This window comes from Mycobacterium sp., from assembly GCF_044223235.1.
Classification (GTDB): domain Bacteria; phylum Actinomycetota; class Actinomycetes; order Mycobacteriales; family Mycobacteriaceae; genus Mycobacterium.
Window position 1 is genome coordinate 17,233 of sequence record NZ_JBGAME010000015.1, and the last position, 16,832, is coordinate 34,064.

The 16,832-nt window shown below is 66.3% G+C and carries 13 protein-coding genes and 1 pseudogene; 5 read left to right on the top strand and 9 right to left on the bottom strand.

Translation table 11 applies throughout. The annotated features are described in order from the left end of the window. The first annotated feature begins 171 nt into the window (after positions 1 to 171). The gene (locus ADBZ6K_RS17480; protein ID WP_526349089.1) at positions 172 to 711 is read left to right on the top strand and encodes a DUF6328 family protein; all 540 of its coding nucleotides are present in this window, start codon (positions 172 to 174) and stop codon (positions 709 to 711) included. A gap of 803 nt (positions 712 to 1,514) precedes the next feature. Here ADBZ6K_RS17480 and ADBZ6K_RS17485 read toward each other — a convergent pair. Beyond that, positions 1,515 to 3,028: pseudogene (locus tag ADBZ6K_RS17485) on the bottom strand (phospholipase D family protein). A gap of 194 nt (positions 3,029 to 3,222) precedes the next feature. Here ADBZ6K_RS17485 and ADBZ6K_RS17490 point away from each other — a divergent pair. Next, positions 3,223 to 4,122, top strand: a complete 900-nt coding sequence (locus ADBZ6K_RS17490; protein ID WP_526348920.1) for a diacylglycerol/lipid kinase family protein — start codon at positions 3,223 to 3,225, stop codon at positions 4,120 to 4,122. A 9-nt stretch (positions 4,123 to 4,131) separates the two neighbouring features. Here ADBZ6K_RS17490 and ADBZ6K_RS17495 read toward each other — a convergent pair whose 3' ends face one another. From ADBZ6K_RS17495 to ADBZ6K_RS17505, 3 genes are all read right to left on the bottom strand, one after another. Then, on the bottom strand, positions 4,132 to 4,497 hold the full coding sequence (locus ADBZ6K_RS17495; protein WP_526348922.1) for a hypothetical protein: 366 nt from the start codon (positions 4,495 to 4,497) through the stop codon (positions 4,132 to 4,134). Between the two features lie 438 nt (positions 4,498 to 4,935). Further along, positions 4,936 to 5,124 carry a hypothetical protein gene (locus tag ADBZ6K_RS17500; protein ID WP_526348924.1) on the bottom strand — a complete coding sequence of 63 codons (189 nt, stop codon included), beginning with the start codon at positions 5,122 to 5,124 and terminating at the stop codon, positions 4,936 to 4,938. A gap of 25 nt (positions 5,125 to 5,149) precedes the next feature. Next, the gene (locus tag ADBZ6K_RS17505) at positions 5,150 to 6,235 is read right to left on the bottom strand and encodes a methyltransferase (RefSeq protein WP_526348926.1); all 1,086 of its coding nucleotides are present in this window, start codon (positions 6,233 to 6,235) and stop codon (positions 5,150 to 5,152) included. A 173-nt stretch (positions 6,236 to 6,408) separates the two neighbouring features. Here ADBZ6K_RS17505 and ADBZ6K_RS17510 point away from each other — a divergent pair, with 173 nt between their 5' ends. Beyond that, positions 6,409 to 9,714: a LuxR C-terminal-related transcriptional regulator gene (locus ADBZ6K_RS17510; protein WP_526348928.1), complete on the top strand. Its 3,306-nt coding sequence runs from the start codon at positions 6,409 to 6,411 to the stop codon at positions 9,712 to 9,714. Positions 9,715 to 9,734: 20 nt separating this feature from the next. On the opposite strand, the gene ADBZ6K_RS17515 is transcribed toward ADBZ6K_RS17510, so the two are convergent. Continuing rightward, complete coding sequence (locus ADBZ6K_RS17515) at positions 9,735 to 10,601, bottom strand: oxygenase MpaB family protein (protein ID WP_526348930.1); 867 nt, start codon at positions 10,599 to 10,601, stop codon at positions 9,735 to 9,737. Positions 10,602 to 10,777: 176 nt separating this feature from the next. After that, positions 10,778 to 11,362, bottom strand: coding sequence for a fasciclin domain-containing protein (locus tag ADBZ6K_RS17520; protein WP_526348932.1), 585 nt, complete (start codon positions 11,360 to 11,362; stop codon positions 10,778 to 10,780). Between the two features lie 270 nt (positions 11,363 to 11,632). On the opposite strand from ADBZ6K_RS17520, the gene ADBZ6K_RS17525 reads away from it, so the two are divergent. After that, positions 11,633 to 12,271 carry a heme-binding protein gene (locus tag ADBZ6K_RS17525; protein WP_526348934.1) on the top strand — a complete coding sequence of 213 codons (639 nt, stop codon included), beginning with the start codon at positions 11,633 to 11,635 and terminating at the stop codon, positions 12,269 to 12,271. A 39-nt stretch (positions 12,272 to 12,310) separates the two neighbouring features. Here the strand turns inward: ADBZ6K_RS17525 and ADBZ6K_RS17530 are convergent, their stop codons facing one another. Together ADBZ6K_RS17530 and ADBZ6K_RS17535 are read right to left on the bottom strand one after the other, a co-directional pair. Continuing rightward, positions 12,311 to 12,502 (bottom strand): hypothetical protein, encoded by a 192-nt coding sequence (locus ADBZ6K_RS17530; protein WP_526348936.1) that lies wholly within the window; start codon positions 12,500 to 12,502, stop codon positions 12,311 to 12,313. Beyond that, complete coding sequence (locus ADBZ6K_RS17535) at positions 12,499 to 12,933, bottom strand: hypothetical protein (protein ID WP_526348938.1); 435 nt, start codon at positions 12,931 to 12,933, stop codon at positions 12,499 to 12,501. The genes ADBZ6K_RS17530 and ADBZ6K_RS17535 overlap by 4 nt, the downstream gene beginning before the upstream one ends. 634 nt (positions 12,934 to 13,567) lie before the next feature. Here ADBZ6K_RS17535 and ADBZ6K_RS17540 point away from each other — a divergent pair. Next, positions 13,568 to 13,870 (top strand): hypothetical protein, encoded by a 303-nt coding sequence (locus ADBZ6K_RS17540; protein ID WP_526348940.1) that lies wholly within the window; start codon positions 13,568 to 13,570, stop codon positions 13,868 to 13,870. Between the two features lies 1 nt (position 13,871). Here ADBZ6K_RS17540 and ppdK read toward each other — a convergent pair whose 3' ends face one another. After that, complete coding sequence (gene ppdK, locus ADBZ6K_RS17545) at positions 13,872 to 16,565, bottom strand: pyruvate, phosphate dikinase (RefSeq protein WP_526348942.1); 2,694 nt, start codon at positions 16,563 to 16,565, stop codon at positions 13,872 to 13,874. Positions 16,566 to 16,832 lie beyond the last annotated feature (267 nt).

Here is a 16,832-nt window from a genome sequence, read left to right on the forward strand (position 1 = left end):
GAACTCCGACACGCACGACGGGAAGAGCGTCGGCGCAGTTGCCCGGGGAACCTGTGGCGTCTGGGGTTCCGTCGGGATGGGTCTCTGACCGACCCCCTGCGAGTCGATATGTGGTGAACCGAAGTGACCATGCAGTCTGCCGGAATGTCCGACGGTGAGGAAATCGTCAACATCGATGTTGATCATCTAAAGGATGACCAGCCCTGGGATCGGCGCGAACGGCGAGAGACTGAAACCGAACGGCTGGACCGCAATTGGGCCAGCCTGCTACAGGAGCTACGCGTCGTGCAGACCGGCGTTCAGCTGCTCACAGGGTTCCTGTTGATAATGCCGTTTCAACCGCGGTTCGACCTGCTTGACGCTGCCATGCGTGCCCTCTACCTGGCCACGGTGGCTTGCGCGGTCGGATCAACCGTGCTGTTGATCGCGCCGGTTGCGATGCACCGGATCCTGTTCCGTCAGCATCGGCTCAGAATTTTGGTGTCGGGTGCACACCGCTGTGCGTACGCCGGTTTGCTACTCCTTGGACTGGCCATGACTGGAGTGACCGTACTGATATTCGACGTAGTCGCCGGTACTGCGGGTGCCATCATCGCGGGTGCCGGTGCCGCGCTGAGTTTCACCGTTCTGTGGCTGATCATCCCGTTGTCCATCCGGCTCGATACTCGGGCGCACCGCACCAACGTCGCGTTAAACGCACCGCTTCGGTAGTGCGCCGTGCAGACGGTCAAGCGGCGCGGCGTAGGGCGGCCTAGCCTCGCATTTGCTTACCACGATGGTGCTCGACAGCTTGGACGTGCTCGCAGGTCGCGTCTGCCCAGAGGGACCACGTCACGTCTGACGGAGAAATGGAAAACTCATTGCCTGCGATCTGAACCGGGTTCTATCGCGCGGCTCCAGAGCTGTGCGCTGTTTGAGACCACACCAGACGTGTAAGCGCCGGCTGGCGGGGCATTCCGTAGATGTGCTTCCACATCGTGATCGAACGGATGAGTTCTGCTCAAGCAGAAGCATTTCACCCGCGCGCCGCGGTTGGCCGGCTGGATCATCAATTGGGCCGGATTCCTTCAAAACCCTTCGAGAGGCAGGGGCGGCGTGGGATGGGAGTCACCGGCGAACGCAGCCGAACTTGCGGACGCGACGATCGAAAGGACGCAAGATGATTACCCTGGGTTCCGCGCTCGACAGCCACATCTTCTACGCCCACCAGCAGCTGAAAAGGGCACGGTCCGAGGAAGATTTCGCCGGGGTCGCGCTATGGATGTTCCGCATCGACGAACTGCTGGATCGGCGTGGGCACCTCAGAGCGGAGGCGCTCGACGAGCTCCTGCCGGAGCCAAGCATTAGCCCTGGGTGCCAGGGAGCGACTCCTAGCGCCTAAGGGCGCAAACTGTCAAGGCGGTGCGTACAGCCACGCCGACGTGGTTGCGGCGTTGGATTGCGCAGCCGATGCCGGTGCCCGAATCACGACCGACGCGCCGGCGTCGCGAATCACCAAGTTGGTCGGCCAATTTTCAGGTGAACAGCCGCTTCCGGTATGACCGTCCGTCCGGGTCATAGATCAGCCGGTAAGCCGGCACCGCCCACAGCCGCGTCCGCCATCTCAACCGCTCGGGCCGGTGGGGACGGAGCCGTCCAGGCGGACGCGGTCCGGCCTTCCCCGACACATGCCAGTGCTCCAACGCCAGCGCCGACGCGGCGATCGTCGATACTGCCGCCGCCGGGTCGATGAGACCGTCATCGCTGCACCGGTCCAAGTGTTCACGCAGCAGCCTCAGCCGCAGTTCGCGTGCGAACACCCGTGCGCCATCACCGTTCCCGGCCGGGTCGTGGGGCTCCCGGCCGTCGCAGGTGTCGTCGAGCACGCCACAGGACAGCTCGCTGTCGTGCGTCCACGAGCGGCGGTTGAAGTTGTCGCTGCCGACACAGGCCCAAACGTCGTCGATGACGCAGACCTTGGCGTGCACGTAAACCGGCGTGCCGTGCGGGTTTTCGACGTCATAGACGTGCACCCGATCACCCCCGGCGCGCCGGCACACGTCCAGGGCCTGCTGGCGGCCGATCAGGTTGGGACTCAACGACAGTCGGCCGTCCACGTCTGGGTAGCGCGGAACAACGGCGACGACGTGCAGGGCGGGATTGTCGCGCAGGGCATTCGCGAACAGTTCGGCGACCTCTGTCGACCACAGATACTGGTCCTCCAAGTAGATCAGCCGCCTGGCCCGCCTGATCGCCTTGCGGTAGCCGCGCGCGACGCTGCGTTCGCCGTGCGGCGCGAAATCGTAGACACCACGCGCCTGGGGATAGGTGCGCAACACCTGCACGACATGCGGTCCACACGATGGTGGGTCGGCCGGCTGCCGCGGCAGCCGGCCGGTGGCGCCGGATCGTTCCACCGTTCCCGAAACGTGGTGTCCACTGCGCCGACGACCGGTCCGTGGAGGGCCAGCTGCACATCGTGCCACGGCGGGTTCGGGCCGTACCGCGCGCTCATCTCGATCGGCTGTGGATCACCCTCGTGCGAAGCGTCATCGCGGCGGGAATGGCAGAGGTCGATGCCGCCGACGAACGCCACATCACGCTCCGGTGCGTGAGGGTGCCGCAGCACGACCAGCTTTTGATGGTGCGAGCCGCCGAGACGGACCCGCTGGTCGAGCAGCACTTCGCCGCCGGCCTCCTCGATCTCCTCACCGAGATGCTGGTTCTCTTCCTCGCTGAACTGCAACTTGTCCAGGTGCGAGCGCCACACCAGGCCCTTGACCACCACACCCCGCTCGGCCGCGGTGCAGAGCAGACTGCCGATCGTCGGACCGCCCGGCCGCATCAGCTCATCGGGGTCGCCGCGCCAGTCGGTGAAGAACAGGTGATCGTCGCGCCCCAGCGCTTCGACCTCGGTGACCAGACGGTCGAAGTAGGCGGCGCCGTGCACCAGCGGCTCCACCCGGTTGCCCGCACACCAGGCCGCCAGTGACGATGCGGGGTTACCCCGTTGCGCCCTCGTGAGGAGCCAGTGCTCGATTCCGCTCACCCACCCACCTCCTCGCCGCCCTAACGGCCAGTATCGTCCACCCGACCACGACCGCGGTAGCGGTGGGCTCCACAACGATGCGCCTCGGGGCGACCCGGCCCACCCCCGCAAATGCCGTGACGCCGAGGGCGTTCCGCCAGCAGCGGCAGGAAGATCGGCGTGTACTGATCTTGAAATGTGGGCATTCCCGGCCTGTGAAGGTCGCCGTGGTGGCTCACGCCAAGAAATCGCTTGGCGGCGGCCTGCAGGAGTTACGCACCGAATTGCGGCGCCGCGGGCAGGCCGAGGTGGTCTGGCGCGAGGTGATGAAGAGCAAGCAGGTGCCGGGCGCGGTCCGCGCCGCCATCGCCACCGAGCCTGACCTGTTGCTGCTGTGGGGTGGCGACGGCACCGTCCAGCGCGCACTGGACACCGTGGCCCGCAAGACGATGCCGGACGTGCCGATCGCAGTCCTGCCGGCAGGAACATCGAACCTGTTCGCGAGCAATCTCGACATTCCACAGGACCTCAGCGGTGCGCTCGACGCGGCTCTGGGTGGCGTGCGCAGGCGCATCGATGTGGGCAGCTTCAACGGCGAGCGGTTCGGCGTGATGGCCGGGGTTGGTTTCGACGCGCTGATGATCGAGGATGCCTCGCGGCGCATGAAGGACCGCCTTGGCCGCGCCGCCTATGTCTATGCGGGTCTGAAGAACCTGAAGCGCGCCGCCGTGGATGCCGAGGTGTGCGTGGATGACCGGCTCTGGTTCGCTGGCTCGACGCCGTGTGTCCTCGTCGGCAACGTCGGTGACCTGTTCGGCGGTATCACCCTGCTGCATGAGGCCGACCCATCCGACGGCCGTTTGGATATCGCTGTGCTGCATGCTGAACGGCTCAGCGACTGGGCACGGCTTGCAGGCCGCGCGGTACGGGGCGATGCCGATCAGTCCCGGTTCCTGTCCACCACCCCGGGCCGGCGGATCGATATCCGGTTGTCCCGCCGCATGCCCTACGAACTCGACGGCGGCGCCCGGGGCTCGACGAGACAACTGAAGGTCCGTATCAAGGAGCAGGCGGTCACTGTCTGTGTGCCCGACACGGCACGGACGACGCGATGAGCGGCATCGTTATCCCAGAAGCCGCCCGTCAACCAGGCAGCTATGCCCGGCCGCCCTCGTGTCAACGTTGGCGCAGTGTTGGGCCACGTAGTCGAGTAGGTCGACGTCACCGAGGGGCAGGGTGGCCAACAAGGTGCGAGGGGTGCGCATGACGTCGAGGTCGAACACCGCGTCGATGAGGCGGCGGCGTAGGCGGGGCGACGGGTTCCCGGTCGCGACGTCGATGATGAGTTCGACGGCGGACCGGCTGGGCCGGACGTCGGCATATGCAACGTGGTACGGGCCGGCGTCGACGCTGACGTGGTAGGCGTTGCGGTCGGCGGTGACGTGAGTCGACAGGGCGTAGGGGTTGGAGCCGGTGTGGGATGCGTTCATCGCTTCTCCCGGTGTGGATCAATTGATACTGCGCCTCGGCTGCCGTGACGCCCGTGTAGGTCCCGACTACGGAGGTCTACAGATACGATCCCACCAAATATGGCCACGGGGAAGTGTCAGCGAAAGCCAGAATCGTGCCGTCCAAGGGGCAGCGGCGCGTGCGGATGCGTTGTGTGCGCTCACGATTGGTTGCTGGGCATCCGCTAGGGACTGGCTTGTGAAGTACTTCGGTTTCGCCGTGCTTGTTAGTCAGCGGCATGCATGTCCGACACACCGCGGCACAGAGACGCATCGCGGGCAATGCCCGATACACCGTCGATGCTTTGGCACGCTGCAGCACAGACGTTTTCACATTGGCATTGTGGGTCATGGGTTCGAATCCCCTTAGGCCTCCCTTAGGCCTCGTTGTCGGCGCGAATCGACTGGAAAGAGCTCCAACTATGCCTTGCACACTTCAGCTTTGTCTTTGATCACAATCCCGCGGGCGGGTCCTTCCCACATGGCATCGTCGGCGTAGCCCGCTATGACACGTGCGATGCCATCGGGATTCTCGTTGGCAAAGTGGTCGGCGACCGTGGCGAGGTTGCGGGCGACGATCTCGTCGCGGTTGAGGGGTGTGGGTGGCATGGAGCCTCCGTTTCGGTGTCGAGAACTAGGGCTTGACCGCTTCGATCAGGTCGTGCGGGATGGCGTGACGCACGGTGTCGGTGGGGTGCAATCCGGCATCGGTCAACAGGGTGGCGAGTTCGTCGACCGAGCGCTGCCGGCCACCATCGGTCTGGGTCAGCATCAATAGATCGACCCAGGGCGCCAGCGGGTTTGGCTTGTTGGGTTGCTGGAGGATCTCGACGAGCACCACCCGGCTACCGCTGGGCATTGCGGCCGCCACGGTGCTGAGGATCTTGCGGCAGTGTTCGTCGTCCCAATCGTGCAGAACGTCCTTGAGCAGGTAGACGTCCGCTGTCGCCGGGATGACGCCGAATATGTCCCCGACCACCGCGTCGATCCGGTCGTGGAGGCCGCATGCTGTCAGGAAGGTGCCGGCTCGGGCGATGACGCCCGGGCCGTCGACGAGCACACCGCGCAGGTCGGCGGATGAGGCGATGACCGCCGACAGCAGCGTTCCGACACCGCCGCCGACATCGCAGATCACACCGCTGTCCGGCCACGGGTAGGCGGCCGTGACGAGGTCGGCGTTGATTGTGGTGGCGCAGCGCATCGCTTCGTCGAACACGCGCGCATCGGTGGGGTGTGTGTCGAACCAATCCCATATCGACATGCCGTGCACTGCTTCGAATGCGCTCTGGCCGGTTCGCGCGGAGTCGGCCAAACCCGTCCACGCTTCGGTCTGCACACGGGATCCCAGAGCCATTACCCATCCACGCAGGGAGTGCGGATGGTCGGACCTCAGGAGACGACCGGTGCGGGTGAGCGAGACCGCCCCAGTTCGCGAATTCATCCGGCACACTCCGAAGCTGGACGCGGTCCGCAGCAGCCGGTGTGTGACATCGGCATCGATGCCGAGCCGCGCGGCGATCTGCGCAGCGGTGAACGCGCCGTCACCGACCACGTCGGCGATGCCCAGTTCGGCGAAGGCGCCGGCCACCTGGGTGGCGCCCATAAAGGTGCCGATGTCGTTGATCGCGACCTCGGGTGGTACCAGGGCGTCGGCGAGCTGATTGAGCCGTCGGCGAAGGGCCATCGCGGTCAAGGCGACGCGGCGGGGAGGCAATGTCATGAGATCTACCACCTATTTCTCGCGAGTGGACGAGGCGAGTTCAGGATGGAGCGTCCCGGCGCCCAGACCGTCGGTCAAAGGACGTAGATATTCCTCGCCGACGTCGTATATCGCGGCAGATCTACGACCATGTGCTGATGTTCGCGGCTGTTAGTTGATGGACGCTGGCTAGCATGAGCGAGGTTGGCCCGCTGAAGTGGAGCGATCCGGACGTGAATGAGCTTGTTCCGACGGGAACGGTGACGTTCTTGCTGGCCGACGTCGAAGCCTCGACGCGGCTCTGGCAGACCCACGCTCAGGAGATGACCGCGGCCGTCGAGCGGTTGGACAGGACGCTTGCTGAAGTGGTGATCGCACATCACGGTGCCCGCCCTGTCGAGCAGGGTGAGGGCGACAGCTTCGTCATTGCTTTCAGCCGGGCATCGGATGCGGTGGCGTGTGCGCTGGCGTTGCAGCGGGCACCGCTGGCGCCGATCCGGTTGCGCATCGGGATCCACACCGGCGAGGTGCAGCTGCGCGACCCATCCGGATCGGAAGGCAACTACATCGGGCCGACCATCAACCGGACCGGGCGACTGCGGGACCTGGCCCACGGCGGCCAGACGGTGCTGTCGGCAACCACGGGAGGTCTTGTCGCAGAGCGACTTCCGGGGGACGGGTGGCTGGCCGATCTGGGTGTCCACCGGATTCGTGATATGCCCCGCCCGGAACATGTGCTGCAGCTGTGCCATTCCGACTTGCACAACGATTTCCCGCCGTTGCGGACATCGGAATCCCAGGGATCTCAAGGCCTTCCGACCCAACTGACAACCTTCGTCGGCCGGGTGGCGCAGCTGGCCGAGGTGCGTGGGCTGCTCGCGCAGGAGCGGCTGATCACCCTGACGGGCGCCGGTGGCATCGGCAAGACCCGATTGGCCGTTCACGTTGCAGCCGATGTGACGGCCGAATACCGCGACGGGGTGTGCTACGTCGACCTGGCGCCCATCGCCGACCCTGCGCTGACTCCCGTTGCCGCCGCGCGTGTGCTGGGTCTGCCCGACCAACCGGGCTGGACCGCAACGGAGACCGTGGCGAGCTTCGTCGGCGACCGGACGATGCTCATCGTGCTGGACAACTGCGAACATCTCATCACCGCGACCGCTGAGCTCACGACGGCGCTGCTCGACCGATGCCCGGCATTGACGATCCTGGCGACCAGCCGCGAGCCGATCGGGATCCCTGGCGAAGCGGTCTGGCGGGTGCCACCGCTATCACTGGCGGACGAAGCGATCGAGTTGTTCACCGATCGCGCTCGGCACGTCAGGCGCGATTTCGCCACCAACACCGAGGACACCGCTGTTCTCCTCGAGATCTGCCAGCGCCTCGATGGCATGCCGCTGGCCCTCGAATTAGCCGCGGCACGGGTCCGCGCCCTGTCACCACTCGAGCTCCTCGGCAGCCTCCACGATCGTTTTCGCCTGCTCACCGGAGGAGCGCGGACAGCGGTGCGTCGCCAGCAGACGCTGCGCGCCTCCGTCGACTGGTCGCATGCCCTGCTGACGGAACCAGAGAAGGTGGTGTTCCGCCGACTCTCCGTATTCCTGGGCGGGTTCGACCTGCACGCGGCCCAAGCAGTGGCCGGTGACAGCGAATTACTCCCGCACCAGATCCTCGATCTGCTGACACTGCTGGCCGACAAGTCCCTCGTGGTGGCCGAGAATTCAAGTGGCCGAACGCGATACCGGCTGATGGAGACGGTGCGCCAGTATGCGCTGGAAAAGCTCGGCGAATCCGGTGAGGCCGACCAGATTCGACACCGACACCGCGACCACTACACCGCCATGGCGGCATCGTTGGACGAGTCGGTCTCCGCGGGCCGCCACTTGCAGTTGGAGAAGCTGGTCGACGATATCGACAATCTGCGGGCCGCCTTTGCGTGGAGTCGTGAGAACCGGGACTTCGATCAGTGCTTGTGGCTGGTGTCCTGCTTGCAGCCGCTGTGGTTGTCAGGTGGGCGGATCGTGGAGGGGTTGTCCTGGTTCTACGCTCTGCAGGCCGACATGGATCACGCGGTCGCCAGTGGCACCCGCGCGACGCGTGCCCGGGCGTTCGCCGACCAGGCGGTGCTGATGTCGGTGATCTCGGCCCCCAACGATGCGAATCTCCTCGAGCAAACGTTGACCGTTGCGCGCGAAACCGGCGAGCCCGCACTGCTGTTGCGGGCGCTCATCGCCTGCGGCAGCACCGCTGTCTTCGACTCGGAGGTGGCGCGGCCATACCTATACGAGGCGCTCGGGGTCGCCCGGGACGCAGGTGACAAGTGGAGGTTGAGCCAGGTGTTGTGGTGGCTGGCTTTCGTGGCGACCACCGCGGGCGATCCACATGCAGCACTGCAAGCCGGAGCGGAGGGATACCGCCTCGCTGACGAGATCGGGGACCACTTCATCTCCCGGATGTGTCGGTTCTGGGGGATCGCCACGGCCCGACTCCTGCAGGGCGAGTTTGCGGCAGGGGTCACACAGTTACGTGAACTGGTCACCGAGGCGGAGGCGGCACACGATCCATTCGGTCAGCTCGCGGCACTTTCCCACCTCGCCCACGCGCTGGCGTATCTCGGTGACCCCGATGCCGCACGGGAGGCCGCCGCCGGCGCTGCTGGGCTGGGTGCGGACTTCGGCGGATTCATCGAGGGTGTCGGGCTTTCGCCGCTGGCCCGTGCCGCGTTGGCCGGGGGTGACGTCGAGGCTGCAGCCGAGGCCAGTGAGCGGGCCCACCGGAAGATGGGTGATATTCGCATACCGGGCGCCAACGTGAACCCCATCGCCGAAATCGCGCTCGCCCGTGGCGATCTCATGATCGCTCGACGCTACGCGGATGAAACCGTGGCCGTGGCGAGGGGTGTCAACCAGGCGATTGCCCTGCTCACAAGGGCCCGCGTGGCACTCGCCCAGGGCGACCCCGGTCAGGCCGAGCGTGACGCTCATGAGGCGCTCGCCGTGGCAGTGTTGGTCGACGCCCACCCGACGACACCGGAGGCCCTGGAATGCCTGGCGGGCCTGGCCGCCGATGCCGGCAGTCACCTCGAAGCTGCCCGGCTCTTCGGTGCGGCATCTGCGTTGCGTCGCAGTATGGGTATCGTTCGGTTCAAGGTTTACGACGACGGGTACCAATCGTCGGTCGCGCTGGTTCGTAATACCCTGACCGACAACGAGTTTGAATCGGCCTGGGCCGAGGGCTTCGCGCTGTCCGTCACCGAGGCCATCGCCTATGTGCAGCGCGGCCGCGGCGAACGGAAACGCCCGAGCAGTGGCTGGGCCTCGTTGACACCCACAGAGCGCGACGTGGTCCGACTCGTCAGCGAAGGAATCGGCAACAAAGACATCGCGACCCGCCTCTTTGTCTCCCCGCGCACGGTGGCGACGCACCTCACCCATGTGTACGCCAAACTCGGGCTCACCTCACGCGTGCAGCTCGCCCAGGAGGCCGCTCGTCACCGATGATGGGCTAGGGCTGCACCGTGTCACCGTTGACGGTCTTCACTCATGGCCCAGCGAATCCCACCGACGAGCACCCGTCCGGCCACTCTGATCACGGTGGTTTCCACCGGGGGACAATAGGGCAGCAGCAACGGCAGCCGGGCCCAAGCGGGCAGCAACGCCGCCGCAGTGGTGGCCAGCAGCCCGTAGGGCGCACGCGCGACCAGGGGCAGGGGCGGGGTAAGCAGCAGGAAACGGGCAGCGTCCCGGGCGGCGGGAGTGCCGCGCAGCTCCGTGCGATAGGCCGTAATACGTTCGGCCAGTGCACGTTCGGTGCGGGGTGGGTCGGCAACGCCCAACGCCGTCGCGATGCGGGCGGTGTCGGCCACATACCCGTCGCGGCCCGACTGGTCCAATGGAGCGGCTCCATAACGCTGATGGGCGAGCAGGAAGCTGTCCACCTCGGCGATGTGCACCCACTCCAGCAGGTGTGGATCCGCCGCATGGTACGGGGTGCCGTCGGGTGCGACCCCGCGCACACGCCGGTGAATTCCGCGGACCCGATCGACGGCCCTCTGGGCCTCCACGGCGGGGCCATACGTCGTCACGGCCAGGAATGTGCTGGTGCGCTGCAGCCGCCCCCACGGATCGGCCCGATAGTCGGAGTGGTCGGCCACGGCGGCCATGGCCGACGGGTGCAGCGACTGCAGCAGCAACGCCCGCAGTCCGCCGACGAACATCGCGGCGTCGGCATGTACCCGCCGGATGGGCCGGTCATCGGCGAACCAGCGCGGGCCGGGGGTGTCGTGAACGCTCGCTCGATTCGCCGGCCCGTCCGGACCGGCAACCAGGGCGAACAAGCCGCGTCCCGTCTTCTCCCGAACCATGTCCAGGCCGCGCGGAATGGTCATGTCCTCGACGGTACGAGAACGCGCATGGCTCCTCATCCAATATCGCTGACGTAGAGATGGCGACATCCAGCCGGTGGTGCACCGCACGATGCCGACTTCGAAGATCTCGCGTGCCGGGCGTTCGGCGATGGCCGCGGCGTCGGGGTTCGAGATCTCCGAGCCGGCACGATCGTGGCTCAGTGGGCCGGTGGCATCAGCACGCTGTCGATCAGATAGACAGTCGCGTTGGCCGTGCTCACGCCACCGCAGATCACCGATGCACCGTTGACCTCGAGCGCGTCCGGGGGCCCCGTCACCGTCACCGTGCCGCCCTCCACCGTCTTGTGGGTCCCGTTGATCTTCTGCGGGTCAACGCGACCCGGCACCACGTGATAGGTGAGGATCTTCGTCAGCGTCGCCGAGTCGGTCTTGAGCGAATCGATGGTAGCGGGCGGGATCTTGGCGAACGCATCGTTGGTCGGCGCGAACACCGTGAACTCGCCGCCGTTGAGCGTGTCGACCAGATTGACGTTGGGATTGAGCTGTCCCGACAGGGCGGCGGTAAGGGTCGTCAGCAACGGATTGTTCGACGCCGCGACCGCCACCGGTTCCGCGGCCATGCCCGCCACCGAACCGGGCCCCATGGGCACCTGTGCGACGTAGGCGGCGCATCCCGGGCCGACCGGAGCGGCCAGGGCGGTCGCCGAAGTCAACGACAGCAACCCCGACGCTGCGACCGCCACCGCACCCGCCGCAATGGCGGCACGTTTCGTGTTTCTCATGACCTGCTTCCCTTCTGTTCCTTCTCGACCGGCAGTGGGGCCGGCCCTCGACCAATCGGTCAAGCGGTATTCGTTGCCCGGACGGTTCCGGATGGGACACGCAGCGGGTGAAATCTGCCGGGTTCGTTGTGTGGCCCGCACCCATCCGCAGTGGCGATGGCTCCGAATAACCGGCGTAGAGGACGCTCGCCGCCTGCGCTCTGCGCATCGCCGACGGGCTATGCCGGCACGTCGCGGTGCTTGGCCGCGACACACGAAAGGGTCTGCAGCATGTTGTACCGATTCCGAACGGTGGTCAGCCAACTCGTCGAGTCAGCGATGATGGTGGTGGGCGTTCGTGTTGGCATCGAAGAACCCGGTTACACCGTCAAGCCGCTGATCGACGGGGTGGAGATCCGTCGATACGGCCCGCGAATCGCCGCCGAAACCACCGTCACGGCAACCGAAGAGGCGGCGCGCAATGCGGGGTTCCGGCGGCTGGCCGGCTACATCTTCGGGGGCAACCACCAAAACCGCCGGATCGCGATGACCGCACCGGTCGCAGAACAGGTGGACCGCCGGACCGGTCAGAGGATCGCGATGACCGCGCCCGTCGCCCAAACGTCTCGCGGAGAGGAAGGCTGGCTGATTCGTTTCCACATGCCGGCGGAATGGACGATGGACACGTTGCCTGCGCCGGACGACGAGCGAATCCGCCTCGTCAGACTGCCGGCCGAGTCAGTGGCCGTTCTGCGATTCAGCGGGGACCGCAGGCCCGGCGCCGTCGCCAAGCGCACCGAGCAGCTCCTCGAGACGCTGCGCGCGACCGGATTCGCCCCTGTCGGCGAGCCCACCACATGGCTGTACGACCCTCCGTGGACCATCCCGTTCCGACGCCGCAACGAGGTCGCCATCGCGATCGATGCCTGAGTGCTAAGGCCAGTGCGCCGAGAGCACGACACCCATCCGTCAGCCGTCAACCTCACGGTGCAGTCGTGGAATGTTGTCGCCCGCGCGCCGGAACCGGTGCATGTGCCGCTGAATCTCGGGGTTCGACATGGCTATGAATTCCTTGGGCGGCAATGCCATCCGAAAGACCAGGCCGCGGCCGTCGGCACCTTCCATCAGGGCACCGAGTCCGGCATCGGGGAGATTAATCAACGGCGTGCAGTAGGACGGGAAGGCGCCTTCGAAGAGTGGTCCACCTTCTGGCGAATGCGTTCGGCGATCGTACCGACAGCCTCCCCGCGCCGCAGGTCCAGGTTCAGCGTCGTGATGATGTTGCCCACAAGCATCGGATCCAGGCCACAACGATTCCGGGCGTTCACGGCGATCGCCAGGGTGCGATGGTCCACCGCGGGATCCGCCTTCAGCGGGCCCCACCCCGAGCGAGTCGTGGCGAGGTTCACCGGGTCGATGAGCCATACCCGAAACTCGGCGGCCGCGTGGTAGTGAGCCGCCGAACGTAGCGCATCATGTCGACCCAGTTGATCAAGCCGTCGGCCGCACAACGGCTCGACGTTCGCTGCAACGTCGGAGACGCCATTGTCGCGAACCTGGCGATCTACCTCGTCTACTTCTTTGAGCGCCATCTCGACATCCGGGCGCTTACGCATGCATTGGCGCGCGCCCTCACGGTTGTTCCGATCTTGCGGGGCGAATAGCCGTGGCAAACGGCAGGATGCGACTCCGATGCGAGGGGGCGGAGCCAACCTGTTCTATGTCCACGTTTCGCACGGATCGGTCAGGCGGGTCCCCCAACTGCGATGTTCCTCGGCGTCGCGGGCCACCAAACGGTACTCCGCGCCGTGCACCGGTCAGCGGAGATTTGCACAGCGTCGCTGGCACGTTACCGCTTGCGCCGAGCGCGTCGATTTCTGCCGCAGGGTCGTGCTGCCGCGGGGCGGGCACAGCCGCAGCGCAGAAGTCGCGGGTGCGCGGGTGGAGGGCGAACGCGGTCGTCACGCCCCCGCCACCACCGTTGCCAGGTGAGCAAGCGTTATCGCAGCTCAGCGGTGTGCCCACCCGGGCGGGTTGACCATGTTGCGGTGCGAGGTGTTTGGCAGCGCGCCGTGCCGGTTACCCGAGGGTTGGAGCTATCGCAGTCGATGGAGGCTGAAGCCTTGGCGCCCGTGTCAGGTCGGTCCATCCGAGGCGCGGCGGGGTGTGACCGTGACCGGTGTGGCGGCTGAGCAGCAGCGGGAATGGAGAGTGACAGTGAAACCGATGAAGATCAAGTTGGTGTCGGCCGGTATCGGTGCGACTGCCGCCATCGCGATGGGCGGTCTCGGCGTGGCGTTCAGCGGAGTCGGCAGTGCACAGCCCGAACCTGTGCCGTCGCCGACGACTCCCGACATCACCACGGGACAGACGTCGACGGAGTGCGTGATAGCGGAGGGAACCACAACTCCGGGGATGGCGCCGGCTGAGGAAACGCCCACGACGAGTTGCGCGGCGCCGCCTGAACCGAGCGTGCCCGTCGCAACGCCGGAGATCACCACCACGCCGACCTCGGCGGAACCCGGTTAAGTCAGCGCAGTGCGGCCCGGCCGGCTTCGAGGCGGGCTACCGGAAGCCGGAACGGTGAACAGGACACGTAGTCCAGCCCCACCGAGTGGAAGAAGTGGATGGATTCCGGATCGCCGCCGTGTTCGCCGCAGACCCCCAGCTTCAGGCCCGGTTTGGTCCTACGGCCCTCCTCGGCCGCGATCTGCACCAGGCGCCCCACACCGTCGGCGTCGATGGTCTCGAACGGGGAGATGGTGAACACCCCCTTGTCCAGGTAGGTGGCGAACAACGAGGATTCGACGTCGTCGCGGGAGAACCCCCATGTCGTCTGGGTCAGGTCGTTGGTGCCGAAGGAGAAGAACTCCGCTGCCTCGGCGATGCGATGCGCAGTCAGCGCCGCGCGCGGCAACTCGATCATCGTGCCGATGGGTATCTGCAGTGTGACGCCGTGGTCCGCGGCCACATCGGCGAGAATCTGTTCGGCCTCGTCACGCACCAGGTGCAGCTCCATCACCGAACCCACCAGCGGGACCATGATCTCGACCTTCGGATCCTTCCCCGCAGCGATCTGAGCGCACGCCGCCTCGCCGATCGCGCGGACCTGCAACGCGAACAGCCCAGGCGTCACCAGGCCCAGGCGGACACCGCGCAACCCCAGCATCGGGTTCGACTCGTGCAGATTCTCCACGGCGGCCAGCACCTTGCGGTCCGCGTCCACCTGCGCACCCGTTTCACCCCTCGCGTCCGCGACAGACACCCGGACGGCCAATTCGGTACGGTCCGGCAGGAATTCGTGCAGCGGCGGGTCCAGCAGCCGGATGTTCACCGGCAGGCCGTCCATCGCGTCCAGCAGTTCGACGAAGTCCTTGCGCTGCAACGTCAACAGTGCACCCAGCGCGTCGTCGCGTTCCTCGGGTGTGCCTGCCAGGATCACCCGTTCGATCAGCACCCTGCGATCGCCGAGGAACATGTGCTCCGTGCGACACAGTCCAATACCCTGTGCACCAAAGGATTTCGCCCGCGCCGCATCCTCGGTGGTGTCGGCATTCGCGCGAACCGCGAGGCGCCGCCGGGCGTCGGCATGGGTCAGTAACCGATCCACGGCCTCGACCAGCGCCGCTGTCTCGTCGTCAGTTCCGTCGAGGGCGGCGGCCAGACCCGACTCGATGTAGGTCTGCACCGGAGACGCCACGACGGGCATGGCTCCGAGGAAGATCTCACCGGTCGATCCATCGATGCTGATCTCGTCACCCTCGGCGATGAGCATGCCACCGACTCGCGCGGTGCGGGCCGAGGAGTCGACATCGAGTGCCTCGGCACCGCACACGCAGGTCTTGCCCATCCCGCGGGCGACCACTGCGGCGTGCGAAGTCTTCCCTCCCCGTGCGGTGAGGATGCCGGCCGCCGCGAGCATGCCCTCGAGGTCGTCGGGGTTGGTTTCCTTGCGCACCAGCACGACCTGCTCGCCGCGCTCGGACCAGGCCCTGGCGGTGGGCGAATCGAATACCGCTCGACCCACCGCCGCCCCGGGGGAGGCGGCCATTCCCCGTGTCAGCAGTTCGCGAGGGGCGGACCGGTCGAACTGCGGGAACATCAGCAGGGCCAGCTGAGACCCGGACACCCGGCCGAGCGCCTCGTCCATGGTGATCATGCCCTCGTCGACCAGCTGCGCGGCGATCCGGAACGCCGCCGCCGCGGTGCGTTTGCCGACGCGGGTCTGCAGCATCCACAGCTTGCCGCGTTCGATGGTGAACTCGATGTCGCACAGGTCGCGGTAGTGCGTCTCGAGCCGGCGCATCACCTTCGTCAGGTGACGGTGCGAGGACGGGTCCAATATCTGCAGATCGTCCAGCGACAGGGTGTTGCGGATACCGGCGACGACGTCCTCGCCCTGGGCGTTGGACAGGTAATCCCCGTATGCGCCCGTCCGGCCGGAGGCGGGGTCACGGGTGAACGCGACGCCGGTGCCGCTGGACTCGCCCAGGTTGCCGAACACCATCGTGCAGATGTTCACGGCGGTCCCCAGGTGCTGCGGGATTCGCTCGCGGCGCCGGTACAACCGCGCCCGCTCGGTATTCCAGGAGTTGAAGACCGCGTTGATGGCCATATCCAGTTGCTCGCGGGGATGCTGCGGGAACTCCTGCCCGGAATGCTCGCGCACGGCATCCTTGAACGTGCCGACCAGCGCCTTGAGATCCTCGACGTCGAGGTCGACGTCGCTGGACACCCCCTTGGTCGACTTCGCCTTGTCCAGCGCATCGGAGAACACCTCGCCGGGCATCTCCAGCACTGTCTTGCCGAACATCTGCACCAGCCGCCGATAGGAATCCCAGGCGAAGCGCTCGTCGCCGGACTCCTCCGCCAGTCCCTTCACGCTGGCGTCGTTGAGCCCGATGTTGAGCACCGTCTCCATCATTCCCGGCATGGAGAACGCCGCGCCGGAGCGAACACTGACCAGCAACGGGTCGTGGCGGTCACCCAGCCGCCGGCCGATGGTGTCCTCCAAGTGGCGCAAGGCCATCGTTACCTGCACCCGCAGTTCACCGGGCTCGCTGCCCTGTGCCAGGTACTCTCGGCAGGCCACCGTCGAAATGGTGAACCCGGGCGGCACCGGCAAACCGAGTTTTGTCATCTCGGCCAGGTTGGCTCCCTTGCCGCCCAGCAGGTCCTTCTGATCCTTGTCGCCCTCGGTGAAATCGAATACGTACTTCGTCATCGGGTGCTCCTCCTGGGTGGATTGGTGCCGGCCCGGACCGACGGGCCGACGGCAGGGCACAGCCCGGATCGAGTCGCAGCAAGCATCGATGCTCCCGGACACGCCCAGAACATGTGATCGATGCGCACTTCACCGTCCACCGCCGACAGCGTCGGGGCGGCGGGTGCGTGCTGAGCAAACCTCATCCGGGTGGGCATTCATGTCACCATCGATTGCGCGTCTAACCATAATGTGTCGGGCCCGCTTGTTGACCAGATCGCGGCTGAC

Excerpts from the sequence above, each read along its gene's own strand:
- ADBZ6K_RS17495 (WP_526348922.1), bottom strand. The coding sequence starts at position 4,497 with ATGAACGCATCCCACACCGGCTCCAACCCCTACGCCCTGTCGACTCAC.
- ADBZ6K_RS17500 (WP_526348924.1), bottom strand. The coding sequence starts at position 5,124 with ATGCCACCCACACCCCTCAACCGCGACGAGATCGTCGCCCGCAACCTC.
- ADBZ6K_RS17505 (WP_526348926.1), bottom strand. The coding sequence starts at position 6,235 with ATGACATTGCCTCCCCGCCGCGTCGCCTTGACCGCGATGGCCCTTCGC.
- ADBZ6K_RS17510 (WP_526348928.1), top strand. The coding sequence starts at position 6,409 with ATGAGCGAGGTTGGCCCGCTGAAGTGGAGCGATCCGGACGTGAATGAG.
- ADBZ6K_RS17515 (WP_526348930.1), bottom strand. The coding sequence starts at position 10,601 with ATGACCATTCCGCGCGGCCTGGACATGGTTCGGGAGAAGACGGGACGC.
- ADBZ6K_RS17520 (WP_526348932.1), bottom strand. The coding sequence starts at position 11,362 with ATGAGAAACACGAAACGTGCCGCCATTGCGGCGGGTGCGGTGGCGGTC.
- ADBZ6K_RS17525 (WP_526348934.1), top strand. The coding sequence starts at position 11,633 with ATGTTGTACCGATTCCGAACGGTGGTCAGCCAACTCGTCGAGTCAGCG.
- ADBZ6K_RS17535 (WP_526348938.1), bottom strand. The coding sequence starts at position 12,933 with ATGGCGCTCAAAGAAGTAGACGAGGTAGATCGCCAGGTTCGCGACAAT.
- ADBZ6K_RS17540 (WP_526348940.1), top strand. The coding sequence starts at position 13,568 with ATGAAGATCAAGTTGGTGTCGGCCGGTATCGGTGCGACTGCCGCCATC.
- ppdK (WP_526348942.1), bottom strand. The coding sequence starts at position 16,565 with ATGACGAAGTACGTATTCGATTTCACCGAGGGCGACAAGGATCAGAAG.